At 40.9% G+C, this 17,280-nt stretch carries 20 protein-coding genes; all 20 read right to left on the bottom strand.

The features are described 5' to 3' along the window. Positions 1-64: 64 nt before the first annotated feature. The 20 genes from ACIQYG_RS15665 to ACIQYG_RS15760 all read right to left on the bottom strand — a co-directional run bounded on the left by ACIQYG_RS15665 (position 65) and on the right by ACIQYG_RS15760 (position 17,278). Complete coding sequence (locus ACIQYG_RS15665; RefSeq protein ID WP_402839470.1) at positions 65-568, bottom strand: chemotaxis protein CheD; 504 nt, start codon at positions 566-568, stop codon at positions 65-67. Beyond that, on the bottom strand, positions 565-1,197 hold the full coding sequence (locus ACIQYG_RS15670) for a chemotaxis protein CheC (RefSeq protein WP_402839472.1): 633 nt from the start codon (positions 1,195-1,197) through the stop codon (positions 565-567). The genes ACIQYG_RS15665 and ACIQYG_RS15670 overlap by 4 nt, the downstream gene beginning before the upstream one ends. 4 nt (positions 1,198-1,201) lie before the next feature. Next, on the bottom strand, positions 1,202-1,657 hold the full coding sequence (locus ACIQYG_RS15675) for a chemotaxis protein CheW (RefSeq protein WP_402839474.1): 456 nt from the start codon (positions 1,655-1,657) through the stop codon (positions 1,202-1,204). 105 nt (positions 1,658-1,762) lie between these two features. Next, entirely contained in the window at positions 1,763-3,805 is a 2,043-nt protein-coding gene (locus tag ACIQYG_RS15680; RefSeq protein WP_402839476.1) for a chemotaxis protein CheW, read from the bottom strand. Positions 3,806-3,826: 21 nt separating this feature from the next. Continuing rightward, positions 3,827-4,924 carry a protein-glutamate methylesterase/protein-glutamine glutaminase gene (locus ACIQYG_RS15685; protein WP_402839478.1) on the bottom strand — a complete coding sequence of 366 codons (1,098 nt, stop codon included), beginning with the start codon at positions 4,922-4,924 and terminating at the stop codon, positions 3,827-3,829. A 10-nt stretch (positions 4,925-4,934) separates the two neighbouring features. Next, positions 4,935-5,801, bottom strand: coding sequence for a MinD/ParA family protein (locus ACIQYG_RS15690; protein WP_402839480.1), 867 nt, complete (start codon positions 5,799-5,801; stop codon positions 4,935-4,937). Next, positions 5,785-6,942 carry a flagellar biosynthesis GTPase FlhF gene (gene flhF / locus ACIQYG_RS15695; protein ID WP_402839482.1) on the bottom strand — a complete coding sequence of 386 codons (1,158 nt, stop codon included), beginning with the start codon at positions 6,940-6,942 and terminating at the stop codon, positions 5,785-5,787. Before flhF ends, ACIQYG_RS15690 begins: the two co-directional genes overlap by 17 nt. Continuing rightward, positions 6,939-8,975, bottom strand: coding sequence for a flagellar biosynthesis protein FlhA (gene flhA / locus ACIQYG_RS15700; RefSeq protein ID WP_402839484.1), 2,037 nt, complete (start codon positions 8,973-8,975; stop codon positions 6,939-6,941). The genes flhF and flhA overlap by 4 nt, the downstream gene beginning before the upstream one ends. A gap of 41 nt (positions 8,976-9,016) precedes the next feature. After that, on the bottom strand, positions 9,017-10,099 hold the full coding sequence (flhB, locus tag ACIQYG_RS15705; protein WP_402839486.1) for a flagellar biosynthesis protein FlhB: 1,083 nt from the start codon (positions 10,097-10,099) through the stop codon (positions 9,017-9,019). 1 nt (position 10,100) lies between these two features. Beyond that, a complete protein-coding gene (gene fliR, locus ACIQYG_RS15710; RefSeq protein WP_402839488.1) occupies positions 10,101-10,877 on the bottom strand; it encodes a flagellar biosynthetic protein FliR in 777 nt (258 codons plus the stop codon). A 3-nt stretch (positions 10,878-10,880) separates the two neighbouring features. Further along, positions 10,881-11,150, bottom strand: coding sequence for a flagellar biosynthesis protein FliQ (gene fliQ, locus ACIQYG_RS15715; protein ID WP_101224658.1), 270 nt, complete (start codon positions 11,148-11,150; stop codon positions 10,881-10,883). A 14-nt stretch (positions 11,151-11,164) separates the two neighbouring features. After that, complete coding sequence (fliP, locus tag ACIQYG_RS15720; RefSeq protein ID WP_063596265.1) at positions 11,165-11,830, bottom strand: flagellar type III secretion system pore protein FliP; 666 nt, start codon at positions 11,828-11,830, stop codon at positions 11,165-11,167. Next, a complete protein-coding gene (locus ACIQYG_RS15725) occupies positions 11,827-12,483 on the bottom strand; it encodes a flagellar biosynthetic protein FliO (protein WP_402839490.1) in 657 nt (218 codons plus the stop codon). Before ACIQYG_RS15725 ends, fliP begins: the two co-directional genes overlap by 4 nt. A 15-nt stretch (positions 12,484-12,498) precedes the next feature. Continuing rightward, positions 12,499-12,861 (bottom strand): chemotaxis protein CheY, encoded by a 363-nt coding sequence (gene cheY / locus ACIQYG_RS15730; RefSeq protein ID WP_323598855.1) that lies wholly within the window; start codon positions 12,859-12,861, stop codon positions 12,499-12,501. 21 nt (positions 12,862-12,882) lie between these two features. Continuing rightward, a complete protein-coding gene (fliY, locus tag ACIQYG_RS15735; protein ID WP_402839492.1) occupies positions 12,883-14,097 on the bottom strand; it encodes a flagellar motor switch phosphatase FliY in 1,215 nt (404 codons plus the stop codon). Then, positions 14,087-15,085 carry a flagellar motor switch protein FliM gene (gene fliM / locus ACIQYG_RS15740; RefSeq protein ID WP_402839494.1) on the bottom strand — a complete coding sequence of 333 codons (999 nt, stop codon included), beginning with the start codon at positions 15,083-15,085 and terminating at the stop codon, positions 14,087-14,089. Before fliM ends, fliY begins: the two co-directional genes overlap by 11 nt. A gap of 53 nt (positions 15,086-15,138) precedes the next feature. Next, a complete protein-coding gene (gene fliL / locus ACIQYG_RS15745) occupies positions 15,139-15,567 on the bottom strand; it encodes a flagellar basal body-associated protein FliL (RefSeq protein ID WP_402839496.1) in 429 nt (142 codons plus the stop codon). Next, positions 15,564-15,800: a flagellar FlbD family protein gene (locus ACIQYG_RS15750; RefSeq protein WP_402839498.1), complete on the bottom strand. Its 237-nt coding sequence runs from the start codon at positions 15,798-15,800 to the stop codon at positions 15,564-15,566. The genes fliL and ACIQYG_RS15750 overlap by 4 nt, the downstream gene beginning before the upstream one ends. A 26-nt stretch (positions 15,801-15,826) precedes the next feature. Continuing rightward, on the bottom strand, positions 15,827-17,092 hold the full coding sequence (locus ACIQYG_RS15755; protein ID WP_402839500.1) for a flagellar hook protein FlgE: 1,266 nt from the start codon (positions 17,090-17,092) through the stop codon (positions 15,827-15,829). 72 nt (positions 17,093-17,164) lie between these two features. After that, positions 17,165-17,278, bottom strand: a complete 114-nt coding sequence (locus tag ACIQYG_RS15760) for a hypothetical protein (RefSeq protein WP_402839502.1) — start codon at positions 17,276-17,278, stop codon at positions 17,165-17,167. Between the last annotated feature and the right edge of the window lie 2 nt (positions 17,279-17,280).

Below are 17,280 nucleotides of genomic sequence, written 5' to 3' on the forward strand. Positions count from 1 at the left end.
CTTAAAGCCATAAATGCAATAATAATTCGGCTGCAAATGCATCTGTCATATTTTTGAATCCGTCCTATATGTTTTTAGTCCCTTTTGTAACGGTCCGTATATTTAGCAAACAATCATTTAAATTGAATTCAATCGTTCTCCCGCTATTCCCGCCAACATCTTCGGCAACGACTCTAATCCGCAAGTCAGATAACTCTTTCCGGACAGCTTCCACATTCCGTGGTCCGATTCTCATTAAATCCCCGCCGGAGGCAAATTGAAACATTTGTGCTCCGCCAGCAAGCTTCGCTTTTAGGAATGGCATTCTTGCGCCTTCTTTCACTAAGACCTGCACTAATTCCTTTATCGCCGTATCTGCAAATTTGGCAACGTTGATCTGTCCCGATTTAGCGAGTGAAGAGTCAGGCAACATGATATGGGCCAAACCTGCAATTTCTTTTTTTTCATCATAAATCACAACACCGACACACGATCCCAACCCGGAAGTACGAATCGTATAGGGAGGTTTTATTATATTCATATCCGCTATTCCAACCTTAACAACCTGGACCTTTACCGATTCAGTCATTGTGACACTCCTAAAGCGGAAAAAATGATATCAAAAAATTCGGGATCAGGTAATAGAAAGAAATGACCACTAATGGAGTCAGCAAAAAGCTGGTCCTTTTCAAGTACAGTATCAATGACGATGGCTGCGTCACTTACTTGAGATAATTCCAATAACCCATAACTGATCGTTGCCCCTACCATATCGATGCTCAAGGATGGAACGGATGGATGGATATTCAATCGGGTGAAATCAGAAAGGGAAGAGAGATAAGATCCCGATAAAATATTCCCTAATTCCTGAAGGCAAGAGAGCGCCAATTCAGTATAGGGTGCTGAATCTATCAAAAAGGTCTCATCACCTGTCATCTTACGAATCAAGTATTGGGCTACAGGCAGTGAAAGGATAAAAAACATACTCCCTGAAGCATCACCTTCTATTCTAAGGAAAACGCTGGCCACGACGTGATCGGCCCCGCCAGCCATTTCCATCATTTCATCAAAGGAAACGATTCGGACATTAGGAACATTCATATCAATTTTCCTATTAAGGATGGCAGAAAGCGCAGTTGCTGCGTTTCCTGCACCTATATTACCGATTTCCTTCAAAATATCGAGTTGAAGAGGGTTGATTTTCTCAATGAACGACATATGATTATCCTTCTCTTAACATATTTTCAGTCATTTCCAGACTTAAGGCCTTCTCCAAATTAATTAGGACGAGCAGTCGCTTTTCAATTTTAGCCACTCCGCTAATGTATTCTGAAGCCAAATGTCCCACAACTTCAGGCTGAGGTTCGATACTCTCCACTGGAATATCCAAAACATCATTGGCAGAGTCCACTATTAACCCAACCTCCATATCATCCAGAATGACGATGATAATCCTTGTTGCTTCATCGTATTCCACCTCTTCAAAACCAAAGCGAACCCGTAAATCAATAATTGGGGTGATTACCCCCCTTAAATTTATGACTCCCTTAACAAACTTCACAGCCTTTGGAACTCTGGTAATATGCAGTAGCTTTTCGATACCGCTGACCTTATCCACTGGAATCGCATATTCTTTATCCTTAATTTGAAATACGATCACTTTCATATCCTCCGACATCTATTCCCCTCCTTTTAATAAACTCATCATTGGTGTGTAGTATTGACGAAATCCGAATCGACACGGGTGAACCAACGTCCCATTACGTGTCCCATTTATCTATCATCAATGAATCAATGTGTTGCAATCTATGATTAAAGCAACTTGACCATCACCAAGTATCGTTGCCCCCGATATTGCAAATGCACTAGTTAAATAATTACCCAGTGATTTAAGAACGATTTCCAGCTGCCCGATGAATGAATCAACGACTAATCCGGCTAATTTATCGCCTTTTCTTACAATGACCACAGAGAGGGACTCTTCTTCTTCCTGACTGATAGGCACTTCAAATATATCTTTCAAGAACAGAAGCGGCAGAATCTTTCCCCTGAAGTCAATGACCTGTTGATTATGGGCATTCAAGATATCTGATTTTTTTATGATTGCTGTTTCTATAATGGAAGAAAGCGGTATGGCATATTTTTCGTTTTGGATTGCAACCAGCATGACAGAAATTATGGACAATGTAAGCGGAAGCTGAATAAGGAAGATGGATCCTTCATTCTCTTTGGAATCGATCGTGACAGATCCACCGAGGGACTCAATGGTATTTTTAACTACATCCAGCCCCACACCGCGTCCCGATACATCTGAAATGGTTTCCGCTGTTGAGAAACCAGAAGCGAATATCAATTCATAGATTTGCTTATCCGTTAGGGTCGAGGCAGTTTCCTTAGTTAATATCCCATTGGATAGCGCCTTGTTCAAGACTCGATCTTTATTGATTCCTGCGCCGTCATCCTCGATTTCAATGAAAACATGATTACCGCTGTGATATGCTTTTAACAGGATTTTACCTTCTTCATTCTTTCCTTTCGCCAAACGTTCTTCAGGTGTTTCAATTCCATGATCCATGGCATTCCTTATTAAATGGACGAGAGGATCACCGATTTCATCAATGACTGTACGATCAAGTTCCGTTTCGGCACCGTTGATTTCCAAATTGACTTTCTTGTTTAAGTCCCTTGCCAATTGACGTACCATTTTAGGAAAACGATTGAATACAGTTTCCACGGGCACCATCCGCATATTCAATACGATTGTTTGTAAATCACTGGTTATACGGGACATTCTTTCTACTGTTTCATGCAATTCTTGATTATCCAAATCACTGGATATTTGGTCAAGCCTGCCTCTATCGATTACCAGTTCCTCGAATAAGTTCATTAATATATCAAGCCGCTCAATGTTCACCCGAATGGTCTTGCTTGATGCCGTCTTAACGGGTGCCTGTTTTTTCCTATCATCATATTCAGTAGGAAGCGCGGCATTATTTGTCTCGTGTTTTGGGGTTTCAGTAACTTTATCCTCTTTAGAAAGGGATGCATACCGCAAGCGTTCGAAATCAAGTGCATATACAATAACTTGATCCACTTCGGAAACCTTCATGATTTTTTTCTTTATCTCATCACTCGATTCTGTTGTTACCATCGTAATTGTAAATCGCTGATCGAATTGCTCTTCTTCCAGAAGTTCGACGGGTGGGTGTGACTTGATTACTTCACCTGACTTTTCAAGCACCTCAAAAACCATAAACACCCGGGCAGCTTTTAAAAGACAGTCCTCACGCAACCCTATCGAAATTTCGAAGCTGTTGAATCCTTGATCTTTTGACTGTTGAAGTACTGTCCATTCAAATTCATCGTACTCTCCAACAGTCATTTCCTCCTTTTCAAGGACCGCAGAAGCTGCTGCAACTTCTGCAATGGTTGAAGAAACGGGCGACTCCCCTTTTTCAATCATTTCCAGCTGATGGACAACCCCCATCACATTTCTTTTTCCATCTCCACCTTCAGCAATGGACATGACCATAGCTTCTAAATCATCCACCGCTAAAAATATCACGTCAAACAATTCAGGTGAAAGAACGATTTGACTGTTTCGGATCGCATCCAACACATTCTCCATTTTATGAGTTAAATTGGCTAGGTCCTCATACCCCATAGTTGCCGACATCCCTTTTAAGGTATGGGCGGAACGAAAGATTTCATTTACTATCGAGAGGTCTTCCGGGTTCTTTTCGAGTACCAGCAACTGTTCGCTGCACGTTTGAAGATGTTCTTTACTTTCTTCAATAAATACCTCTAAATACTGATTCATATCCATACAATCTCACACCTCCATGTGTTAACAATAGCTTATTACCGCTCTAGCTATTTTTTCTACATCCTCTATGCTATCTATTAACTTGGTATTGATTGCAGCCTTAGGCATACCAAAAACGATTGAAGTTTCCTGTGATTCGGCTATCGCTTTTAAAGGACCCTTTTGTTTAAGCTTGGTAAGCCCCTTCGATCCGTCCATCCCCATCCCGGTCATGATAACGGCTATTTTCGCATAATCATTCATTTCACTTACCGATTCAATTAGCACATCAACCGACGGGCGATGTCCATTACGCAATTCGGATTGATCCAAAAGGATTGCCCAGCTCATTCCGACTTTCCTCACTTTCAAGTGAAAGCCTCCAGGTGCGATGTAGGCGACACCTTTTTGAATCAGTTCACCCTCTTCAGCTTCCTTCACTTTTATCTTGCATAATGAATTCAGGCGTGTAGCCAACGATTTTGTGAAACCGGGGGGCATATGCTGGACAATGAGTATGGGTGCATCAATTTCTTCTGGGAGTCCTGTCAAGACGGTCTGCAGAGCTCTCGGGCCTCCTGTTGATGTACCGATGACTATTATTTTCTTATATCCTTCGGACCATACACTTTGTTTTTTTTCGTTTATTGATGATTCTAATGATTCTATTTTACTATATTTTTTCCAAACCGATGGGCTTCTTTCAATATTTATCGCATTTTTTTCTAGTTTGTGAACATTTGCCCTGCTGGCAGCCATAACTTTTTCATGGAGTTCTTTCTTGATTTTATGTAAGTCCAATGAAATGGCTCCCGAAGGTTTAGCCACAAAATCAAAGGCTCCACTGTTCATAGCGGAAAATGTATTTTCCGTTCCTTTTTTCGTTGTGCTTGATAACATGACTACAGCGGTTGGACATTCATTCATGATCCGGTTTAATGCTTCCAATCCGTCCATAATCGGCATTTCCACATCCAAAGTCACGACATCGGGTTTTAAAGCCTTTATTTTGTCTATGGCATCTCTTCCATTCCTGGCAGTCCCGATGACTTCCATCCTGCTATCTTCTGCTAAAAACTCTGAAATTAACTTCCTCATAAATGCAGAATCGTCCACTATCAGCACTTTTACTTTATCCATATAAGGAGACCTACTTTCCCAAAAAATATCTCTTCATATTTTGGAGGAAACGGCTTTTTTGCAAAGTCAATTCTTCCCCAAATGAATGATTTGCATATCTCGAAGCAATGTCCATGATGGCTTTGGATACATCGGCTTCGGAATCGAAAAGGAGAAAGGGCATTTGTTTGGTAACGGATTTGGGTACGGTTCTATCATCTGGCAAATAACCTAGAGCTACAGTTTCCAGACCCAAAAATTTCACTAGCGCATTTTGGAGCCGTTTAATCGTTTCTTTGCCGTCCTTACTCGAGAAAACACGATTGCAGACTAGGAACAATGGAATCTCTTTGTTTACTGAATGAATATATTTCATTGCGGAATATGCATCCATGATAGAAGTAGGTTCAGGCGTCGTGATAACGACCAATTCATCCACACATAACAGGAATTTCATGGAATCCTCAGTGATGCCTGCACCCATATCAAATAAGATATAATCGTAATTCGCCAACAACAAACTGAATTCTTCATTAAAGCGGGTATACTTATCTTCATCAAGTGAAAAGAGATTCGTCACTCCTGTTCCGCCTGTAATGATTGAAATATTTCCTGGTCCTGACATGATGATATCCTTCAAACTACATTCTTTTTCAAAAAAATCAATAATACTGCAGGGCGAGTGTTCCCCGATCAAAATATCAATATTCCCCATTCCGATATCCATGTCGAACAACAGTACTTTTTTCCCCTTTTGGGATAAGGCAATGGAAAAATTCAAAGAAAAGTTTGATTTTCCTACTCCACCTTTACCACTTAAAACGGCAATCGTTTTGGCCATTGATTGATTTTGGCGGGCTTCCAATCTCCTTCGTAAATTCTCAGCTTGATCTTTCATATTTTTTAGCCCCAAAAGCCATTTTCATTAGCTGTGATGATGTAGCTATTTCAATATCGTCCGGTACATTCTGTCCATCTGTTATATAGGCTGCTCCTAATTTATGAGTGTGTATAAAATTGAATATCGGCCCGAAAGTGGAAGTTTCGTCGGCTTTTGTAAAAATGACCTGTTTAATCGGTATGGCAGCAAACTGTCGATAAATATCTTCCATATCCTTCTGTTTAGAAGTCAATGACAACACTAAATAGGTTTCCATCTCATCTGTAAAATGGATGATTTCATTAAGATCCTTAACATATTGCGGGTTACGGAAATTCCTTCCGGCCGTATCAATAAAAACAAAATCATAATGGGAGAAGCGTTCAGCCGCCCTTTTGAAGTCTTCCAGATTATAAGCGACTTCTATGGGAACGTTTAAGATCTTGGCGTATGTCTTAAGTTGATCTATTGCAGCAATCCTGTACGTATCCGTCGTAATGAAAGCCACCTTTTTATCATGCTTCAACATGGTTTCTGCAGCCACTTTTGCCAGGGTCGTCGTCTTTCCCACACCTGTAGGGCCAACAAAATTAATATACTTTTTTTGCAGCCCTGTTTTTCCATTTTCGACTTTTTCCAAAATCCCGAACATGGCTTCTTCCAACCAAACTTGAACCTCTTCATCAGTGGATTGTTGTTTAAAAACGAACCATTTTTCAAACAGCTCATCCATGATTTGGGACCGAAGTGAAATATCCACTTCCTGCTCGGTTAGGTATTCGTGGATCTTCTGCAGTTTCCCAGGATATTTTCGATCAGGTGAATAGATTTGCAAGCTCTTTATCATATCTTTCAAACCTTCGATTTCTTTTAATAAGTCAGCACTTTCCCTATTGCCTTCATTAGGTTCAAGGACGTGACTTGCCATTTCCAGCTTTGCTGGCAACTTCTTCGATTTTTGTTTGGTTACGGTTTGGATAGACTGGGACACGGGGTCTATGGCTGCAATGACTTCAATATTCCTCTTCTTGAATAATCCTAAGAAACCACCAGTATATACAGCCTTTGAACTTAAGATTACCGCATCACTGCCTAGTTCCTCCCTTATTCGCTTCATTGCCTCGTTCAATGATGGTGCCAAATATTTCTTTACCTTCAATCGAAATTCACCACCCCTACACTTTGTACTTCTACATTCGATTCGAGTTCATTGTATGAAAGAATCGGTACATTAGGAAAATAACGTTCAGTTAATTGCCGTGCATACATCCTTACTGCTGGAGAGCAGAGTAAGATCGGTTGGTGGTCCATTAGGGTCAACTCTTCCAATTTGGCTGCAATCGCCTCCAATATGGATTGCGATATAGTTGGATCCAATGATAAAAAATTACCATGTTCGGTTTGCTGTACACCATCCGCGATGGTCTTTTCCACTTTCCCCGATAATGTTATGACTTTAATTCTATTTTCATCCGTAATAAAAGAATTCGTTATTTGTCTGGCTAAATTCTGCCTTACATATTCAGTAAGCAAATCGGTGTCTGTCGATAACTTGCCATAATCAGCAAGTGTTTCGAAAATGATCGGTAAGTTCCTTATTGAAACTTTTTCCTTCAATAATTTTGCCAATACCTTTTGTACATCTCCTATAGACAAAGGATTCGGTGTGACTTCCTCCACTAGTATAGGTGCCGATTCGTGAAGATGATCGATCAATTGTTTCGTTTCCTGCCTGCCCAATAATTCCTGCGCATTGGCCTTTATGACTTCCGTCAAATGAGTGGATACAACACTTGGCGGGTCCACAACTGTATAACCCAACAACTCGGCATGTTCTTTCATGTCATCCGTGATCCACTTGGCCGGTAAACCGAAAGACGGTTCTATCGTATCGATTCCTTCGATTGAATCATCCTCCATCCCTGGACTCATGGCCAAGAAATGATTAAGAAGCAATTCCCCCTTTGCCATGACATTTCCTTTAATCTTCAGCCGATACTCATTGGGATTCAACTGAATGTTATCACGTATCCTGACGACAGGGATCACGAGTCCCAATTCAATTGCAAGCTGCCTGCGGATCATGACGACCCGGTCCAGCAGGTCTCCCCCTTGATTGGCATCCGCAAGCGGAATCAATCCATATCCAAACTCAAATTCGATCGGATCGACACTTAAAAGGTTAACGACGCTTTCTGGACTTTTCATTTCATCGGTTTCCAACACTTCTTCCATTTCTTGTATTTCACTTTCATCCTGCTTTGGTATCCTTGAAATTGTATACCCTCCAACGACTAATAAAGCAGCAATCGGAATGGTGAATAAGTCAGAAATGGGAGTGAATAACCCTAAAAGGAAAATGGTTGCTGCTGTTAGGTAAAGCATTTTGGGAAATTGAAATAACTGTTCAACAATATCCGCTCCGAGGTTTCCATTTGAGGCTGCCCGGGTTACGACTATTCCCGTAGCTGTAGAAATCAATAAAGCAGGTACCTGACTCACGATACCGTCACCAACCGACAACATGGAAAAATGGACGGCCGCTTCTCCAAAGCTCATGTCCAATTGCATGACGCCAATGATCATACCGAAAATCAAGTTAATGATGACAATGATGATGCCCGCTATGGCGTCCCCTTTAACAAACTTACTCGCACCATCCATGGATCCATAAAAGTCTGCTTCGTTACTAATTTTTTCCCTTCTGGCACGTGCTTCATTTTCGGAGATCATCCCAGCATTTAAATCTGCATCGATGGCCATCTGTTTCCCTGGCATCGCATCAAGCGTAAACCTTGCCGCTACCTCCGAGACCCGTTCGGAACCTTTCGTGATGACGATGAAATTGATGATGACCAAAATGATGAATACAACTAATCCTACAAGCACGTTACCGCCGACTACAAATGACCCAAAGGTTTCTACAACTCCCCCAGCATCACCATAGGTCAAAATGGCACGAGTCGTCGAAACATTCAACCCCAGCCTGAACAATGTCAGTAAGAGGAGCAAGGAAGGAAAGATTGAAAATTCGAGAGGTTCTTTCATATTCATCGTAGTCAATAGAACCAGCAACGCAAGAGAGATATTTAAAAGGAGTAAAATGCTTAACAACCATGTTGGCAATGGAATGACCAACATGGCAACGATCATGATGACGCTCGATATAACAACTAAATCTCTTGCTCGCATGTTTTTTTCTCTCCTAACTAGCGGGTTACCCTATTACTTCTTTACAGTTTACCTTTGGTTTTATATACAAAGGCCAGTATTTCAGCGACCGCTTTAAAGAACTCTTCAGGTATCGCCTGGCCTAATTCAGCTTGATCATATAAAGACCTGGCCAAAGGCCGATTTTCCACCATGATCACATCGTTTTCTTTAGCAATGAATTTAATTTTCTGAGCAACAAAATCAACGCCCTTTGCCACTACATACGGAGCCTCAGCTTTTTCTTCATCATATTTTAAAGCAATAGCAAAATGCGTCGGGTTAGTGATGACGACATCCGCATCGGGAATTTCCTGCATCATTCTTTGAGCGGCCATCTGCCTCTGCTTTTGCTTTATCTTGGATTTGATGAGCGGGTCCCCTTCGGAATTTTTATACTCATCCTTGATATCCTGTTTGGACATCCGGATGTTTTTTTCAAAGTCATACTTTTGATACAAATAGTCTAATAGAGCAATGAACAATAAAGCCACGGCAGCATAATATCCTACTTTAATCGTAATATCCGCCAATGTTGCCATCGCTTCTTCCACAGAAATCTGTGATAAAATCATAATCTCATCCATGCGCTGCCATAGTACATAAAAGGCAACAAAACCAACAAATGATATTTTAAGAATGGATTTCAATAATTCAACAATTGCCCTCATTGAAAAAATACGCTTGAATCCTTTAATGGGATCCAATTTATCAAGTTTGAACTGAATGGATTCAGTCGAAAACAAAAATCCGACTTGCATGACATTAGCCAATATCCCAGCCACTAGCGCTGCTGCGAAAACGGGTCCCAGGATAAGGCCCATCTCCTTTAAAACCTCAATCATGATAATTTGCATATTTTCCTCATTGAATCCAGTCAAGGTAAAATGTTGCAGATATTCTTTCATGAGACCGAGCAGATGATTATACATGTACGGTCCCATAAGCAATAATACTGAAAACACTACAAGTAAATTCACAGAGTTATTTACATCCTGACTCTTTGCCAACTGACCTTTTTTCTTCGAATCCTGGCGTTTTTTGGGAGTCGCCTTTTCGGTCTTCTCACCAGCGAAAAACTGCAAATCCAACTGAAATCTCTCCATATCAAACGCCTCCAATCAACTGCATTAGATGACGCATGGTCAAAAGCAAGAAATTGAAGAGTCGGGTGACAACTGTCATCATCATCCCCATTACCAGTATGATAACCGCTAAGCCGGCAATGACTTTCACTGGAATTCCGACAACGAACACATTTAATTGAGGGACTGTCCTGGCAAGGATCCCTAGCGTGACATCCACTAAGAAAATACTTCCCACTACAGGTATGGACATTTGAAAAGCAATCATGAAAGCTTTGCTGAAAGCTTTGGCCAAATATTCTATCAGTGCCTGATCTCCGAATGGTACAAATAATTGGTCAATTGGGATGAACTGATAACTATAAAAAATTCCATCCAAAAGCAAATGATGACCGTTAGTGCTCATTAAGAATAATAAAGCGACCGTATAAAGGTATTGTCCCATCAACGGGCTTTGTGCACCCGTTTGGGGATCAATGACATTCGCTATTGAAAAACCCATTTGAAAATCAATCAATCCGCCAGCGACTTGAACGGCCGACAAAATCATATACGCTGCAAACCCAATGAAAAGGCCAACAAGCGCTTCCTTCATGATCAATAAATAAAACGTCACATCCAATTCCAGAACCGGAGCATCGATGGTGTAGTACATGATCCAGGCAAGGAAGATTCCAAGCCCGACCCGATGTTGTACCGGTATTGAACGGTACGAAAAAATCGGCATGGCCACGAAAAACGTAGTGACCCGGACAACAATTAATAAAAAGGCTGGAAAGTGCGGAAATAATTCCTCCATGCCCTACCCTACAAATCGATTCAGATTGCCGAATATTTCATTTGCATATGATAATAGGTGGCTCAGCATCCATGGAGCCAATAAAATGAGTCCCAATAAGACTGCGACGATTTTCGGAACAAATGCCAAGGTTTGTTCCTGTATCTGTGTAGTCGCCTGAAAGATACTTACTAATAGTCCTACAATAAGAGCGATTACCATCAATGGGCCAGCGATAATCAATACCATATAAATTCCTTTTTCTGCTATATCAATAACAAAATCTGCACTCATTTTTTCTCACCTGCTTAAAAACTCTGTAATAAAGACTTCACCACTAAATACCACCCGTCAACAAGAATGAAAAGGAGGATTTTAAATGGCAGGGAAATCATGACTGGCGGCAACATCATCATCCCCATCGACATCAGAACACTTGCAACGACCATATCAATAACCAAAAAGGGAATGAAAATCATGAAACCTATTTGAAAAGCTGTTTTGATTTCACTGATCGCAAAAGCAGGTACAAAGGCAGTCAAGGGAATGTCCTGTATCGTTTCAGGCTTATCCACCTTGGCATAATCCAAAAATAACGCCAGATCCTTTTGCCTCGTATGGGCACTCATGAATTCCTTGAATGGTATCGACGCCTGTACATATGCCTCTTCTAAATCTATCTCTTCATTAAATAACGGGGTTAATGCCTTTTCATTCACTTCCTGAAAAGTCGGTGCCATTATGAAAAATGTCATGAAAAGCGCCAAGCCGACCAACACCTGATTCGGCGGCATCTGCTGTGTAGCTAGCGATGTTCTCACAAAGCTCAGGACAATGATGATTCTTGTAAAACAGGTCATCAAGATCAATATGCTTGGAGCCAACGATAAGACAGTCATCAGAAGAACAAGTTTGACGGAAGTAGAGACATTAGTGGGATCACTGTTATTAAAAAACTCCATGAACTCATTCATTCATTGTCTCTTCCTTTCCTATCAAGCTCCTTTAACAGCTTTTTTCTGCTATCAGACATTTGATCAAGTTGATTTTTGAACTCTGCAGAGAAACTACCGGTTTCGGATCCGCTTTTCTTCAACCACTTATTTTTCAACTTCATTGCAAGTTCCCCAGGCTGAATCATTTGATCGATCTTATCGTTGTGATCTTTCAAAAGCTGTTCATATTCCTCGGGATCATCTATTTCTTTCAAAAGCTGAATGTTTTCGCCGACCCCGATCACCAATATTCGCCGGCCGACTTTAACAAGCTGAACAGAACGGTTTGCACCAAGGCCCGTACCGCCTAAATTCTCCACTGAATTTGCCTTTTGATACGATTTACTTTTTTTATTGATGAACTTTAATAGGCTATATAGAAGGGCCACTACAAAAATAGTAGCAAATATCATCCTCAGAAACTCCCAGACGGTTATCCCCACTTTGTCAGGATTCGTTTCCTGTTTGGTAGATTTCGAGTCTATTGATTCACCTTTATCCACCTTTAAATCATCTGGCTGTTCATAAACATCCTTCACTGATTTTTCAAGATCTTCCGCATGGGCCTGTATGGCCCCAGAGAAGAATATTGCTATCATCAGTGAGACCTGAAGCCATTTTTTAATTAACAATATGAAGACACCCTCTTAACTTAATGCTTTATTTATGGCTTCCAAAACACGGTCTGCCTGGAATGGCTTCACGATAAAGTCTTTTGCACCGGCCTGGATCGCATCGATGACCATGGCTTGCTGCCCCATCGCTGAACACATGATGACCTTAGCTTGAGGATTTATCTTTTTAATTTCCTTTAACGCTGTAATTCCATCCATTTCGGGCATGGTAATATCCATCGTTACAAGATCCGGATGGGTTTCTTTATATTTCTCCACTGCTTGAGCGCCATCTGCTGCTTCCCCGACTATTTCAAAACCATTTTTAGAAAGGATATCCTTTATCATCATTCTCATAAATGCTGCATCGTCCACAATTAAAATTTTATTAGCCATTTTTTCGTCCCCCAAATTATTTTATTTTATTTTATTTAATCGTTCACTTTGACTCATGATATCCGTAACACGTACCCCAAAGTTCTCATCAATCACCACTACCTCGCCTTTTGCTATCAAGCGGCTGTTTACAAGGATATCCACTGGCTCTCCTGCTAATTTATCCAATTCGATGATCGATCCGGAGGACAGCTCCAAAATATCCTTTACGGAGCGTTTCGTTCTTCCAAGTTCCACAGTCACTTGCAAGGGGATATCCATCAGCATGCTGAGATTTTTCGTTTCAGGCTCCTGAAGCTGATAAGGCTGAAAACTAGTGAAACTGGCAGGCTGAACATTAACCGGCTGTCCTGTTGGTACGGATGAAACTCCAAAATGTTGTGGTACATTCGGTATTTGGTTCGTAGGTTGGGTTTGGTGACCGCCTTGTCCATGAGTTTCACTTGCCGAACGATCAGACCGGTTATTCTGGTATGCCGGCTCGTGAGTTGGAATGTTCATTACTGGATCACTTTGTGCTATTTGGGTTTTCATATCGGCAGGTTGGCTTTCGCTCGTCCCACTTAATAATTCAGAAACTAACCCTTTAGCAAACTCTAATGGCAACAATTGCATAATGTTGGAATCAATTAAGTTGCCGACACGGAGGCGGAATGAGATTTTTGCAAATAAATCCTCGTCAGGTATTGCATTTTCACCTACACCATTTAAAAAATTAAGTAAATCTACGCTGGGTGGTGAAATATCCACTTTTTTAGTGAAAATGGTCGACATCGATGTCGCAGCAGAACCCATCATTTGGTTCATGGCTTCCTGGACAGCACTCAATTGAATTTCCCCAAGCAGGTCAGACGGATTCTCCCCATCTCCGCCAAGCATCAAATCTGCAATGATAGCTGCATCGCTCTGCTTGATTACCAGCATATTTATACCTGAAAAACCTTCTGTATATTGCACTTGAATCGCTACATACGGATGCGGGAATTCTTCCGCAATCTGTCCCCTTTCAATTAAAGTAACCGTCGGGGTAGTGATATCCACTTTCTGATTCAACAACGTGGATAGGGCAGTGGCCGAACTTCCGAAGGAGATATTACCAATTTCACCGAGGGTGTCGAGTTCCATCATTGATAAATAATCGTCAATCGAGAGAGGGATCACCTCATCTTCTATATCACTTGTACCTTTTAAAAGGGCATCTATCTCGTCTTGTGAAAGCATTTCATCACTTACCATCTTCGTCTCCCCCTTTCAAAATATCAAGAATCTGGATAGCATGTTTTTTTCCTACTTTTCCTGGCTGCCCACTGTATTTTGGGATCCCTCCAATTGTAATCGTCAAAGGTTCATCGATTGCCTTATTTAAATCGATGACATCGCCAACATCAAGCAGCAAAAAATCCTGGATGGTGATATCCGTAGAACCAAGTTCGGAAATAATGGGAAGGTCTGCGTTTCGGATACGTTTTTCCAAAATCATGATTTCCTCTGGGATTTTTTCCTTTTGGGAATTCTCCATCCAATAATGAGCAGACAACTTTGGTATGATCGGTTCCAATACGACGTGAGGAATGCAAACATTAATCATTCCGCTCGTTTCTCCTATTTGTGTATTCAAGGAAATGACCACAACTGTATCATTGGGCGAAACCAGTTGCAGGAATTGTGGATTCACCTCGAACTCAGTCATCACCGGTTCGATTTCAACAATCGTTCCCCAAGCCTCCTGTAAATTTTCAAAAGCCTTCTCGAATAAATTCGACATGATTTTCGTTTCTATTTCCGTTAAACTTTCTACCTTATTCGCGCTTATGCCCCGCCCGCCCAAAACACGATCCATCATGGAATAGGCGATATTCGGGTTGACCTCAAGAATGATTCGGCCATCCAAGGGCGGTACCTCAAAAACATTCATGATGGTCATTTTCGGAATCGATCGGATAAATTCTTCGTATGGTATTTGATCTGCCGAAGCAACGGAAATTTGGACATATGTTCTAAGCTGAGCAGAAAAGTATGTGGTCAGCAGCCTTGCAAAGTTCTCGTGTATCCTAGTCAAACTCCGGATTTGATCCTTTGAAAACCGAAGCGCCCTTTTAAAGTCGTATACTTTCACTCTTTTTTCTAATTCTTCTTTTTTTAAATCATCTGCATCCATTTCACCTGTGGAAATGGCCGATAACAAAGCATCGATTTCATTTTGCGATAATATTTCCCCGGACATTAACACTCACCTCCAAAAGCTTCCCCTTCTTATTTAATGAAGCAAGGATGTTCTTATTGCAGAATCGAGGAAGTTATATAAACCTTTTCAACTTTTCCTTCTTCCATTAATTCATTCATTCTTGTCTTTAAGGCTTCTTGAAGCTTTTCCTTGCCTTTTTTACCGGTTAACTCTTCCGCTTTCATTTCGGATAGTTCGGTAATGATGATATTCTTCACTTGAAAATTTCTTTTTCCCAACTCTTCTTTTGCTTTTTTATTTTCTGTTTGGACCATAAATGAGATTTTAATATAATCATTGCCAGCAAGATTCGTAGTAATTTCAGGAACCTCAACTGATGATTTGACAATTTCGTCAATGCTAGGTTTGTCTTCGGCAGATATGGGATCAGATAACTTTGTCACAACCACGACCGCTATGACACCAACAAGCGTTATAGCCACGAGTATAATCAACATTATAGTCAATAGATTTTTTTTCATGAGCTTTCCTCCACATCCTTACGAAAACCGAGAATATTAACGGTACGATAAAATCGTATAATGGCTTCAACCAGTTCCTCTTCCTTCTCTAGCACAACGATTTTCTTACCATTTGTAAAAGTAATGGTCGTATCTGGCAATGTCTCGACTGTGTCTATGTACAATGCATTTATATGAAAGCATTTTCCATTGAGCCTTCTGACTTTGATAATGATATTTAGGAGCCAGAGCAAAAGACCTGGCTCCTCCCTCCCTTAACCTATCGTTTTAAGTTAACCAATTCCTGTAAAATTTCATCCGACGTCGTTATGATCCTTGAATTCGACTGGAAACCACGTTGAGCAACGATCATTTCAGTAAATTCTTCGGATAAATCCACATTGGACATTTCCAATGAACCTGATGCAATCACTCCGCGCCCTTCACCTGCGATATTGATGTTTGCAGTACCTGAATTGATTGATTCCTGAAAAGTGTTACCACCCGTTTTCGTCAAGCCTGATGCATTGGAAAACTTGGCAACGGCCAGCTGGCCTAAGGTTGTGATAAGTCCGTTGGAATAAACGCCATTTATTTCTCCTGATGAACCAATGTTAAAGCTTTCCAGTTTCCCTTCTTTATTACCATCCGGATTGACAAGAGCAGTAGTGGAACCTTTAACTTGAGTAAGATTCGAGAAATCAAAATCCAAATTAACTTTTTGAATGCTTTCATCAACTGCTGTATCCGAGTCATCCTCTTTGCCGCTTGAAATGTTTATGGTTTGACCTGCCTGGGTTTTATCAGCTGCCACTATCTGACCATTAGCATCGAACTTCACCGAAGTGAACGGTTTTGGTTTAGTTGTTGATGTATCCCCCAAAGCAGCAGGTTCTTCATCAAAAAGCTCCCATTTATCATTTCCGTTTTTTTGGAAATAGATAGTTGCCGTTTGTTCCTTTCCTTTTTCATCCACAACTTTCATTTGCTGGCTAAATACGGTACCATCAATTGCGTCAGAAGCTAGATTTCCACTTACTGATATTTTAGTAGTGGTAATGGCAGGTAAAATCGCATTGACGTTAACAGCAACGTCGCCAATCGTTTTTGATCGTTTCCCGTTTTCATCAATCTTGTAAGCCTGTACTTTCAAACCATTCGCGTTAACAAGCGTACCATTATCATCCAGATAAAAGTTACCTGCACGTGTATATGAAAGCGAATCACCTTGCTTGACGACGAAATAGCCATCACCGGATATTCCTAAATCAAGATCGCGGCCGGTGGTTTGCAGGCTTGACTGTGTATGGATCGTATCGATTGTAGCAATCGTGGAGCCTAATCCAATTTGTTTAGAATTGGTTCCGCCTTTATTGGCTGTTGCTGCACTTGCACCAGATACCGTTTGGTTCATCGCATCGCTGAATGTCACACGGCTTTTTTTGAAACCATATGTATTGACATTGGCAACGTTATTACCGATAACATCCAATTTTGTTTGTAAGTTTTTCAATCCGCTTATTCCCGAATACATTGAACGAAGCATGTAAAAGCTCCCCTTTCATATAACGACTGCTTCCGTCATTCCACAGTCCAGGCTTCCTTTTACAAGTCCAGCCTATTTATCTAAAATTATGGTTTCATTGATGTTCGTGAAAATTTGTGATGTTGCTTCATCCCTGTCCATGACCGTGATGACCTTGTTGTTTACCGTGCTTACTATGAGTGCCACAT

Source organism: Peribacillus sp. NPDC096622, from assembly GCF_044762665.1.
Classification (GTDB): Bacteria; Bacillota; Bacilli; order Bacillales; family DSM-1321; genus Peribacillus; species Peribacillus frigoritolerans_B.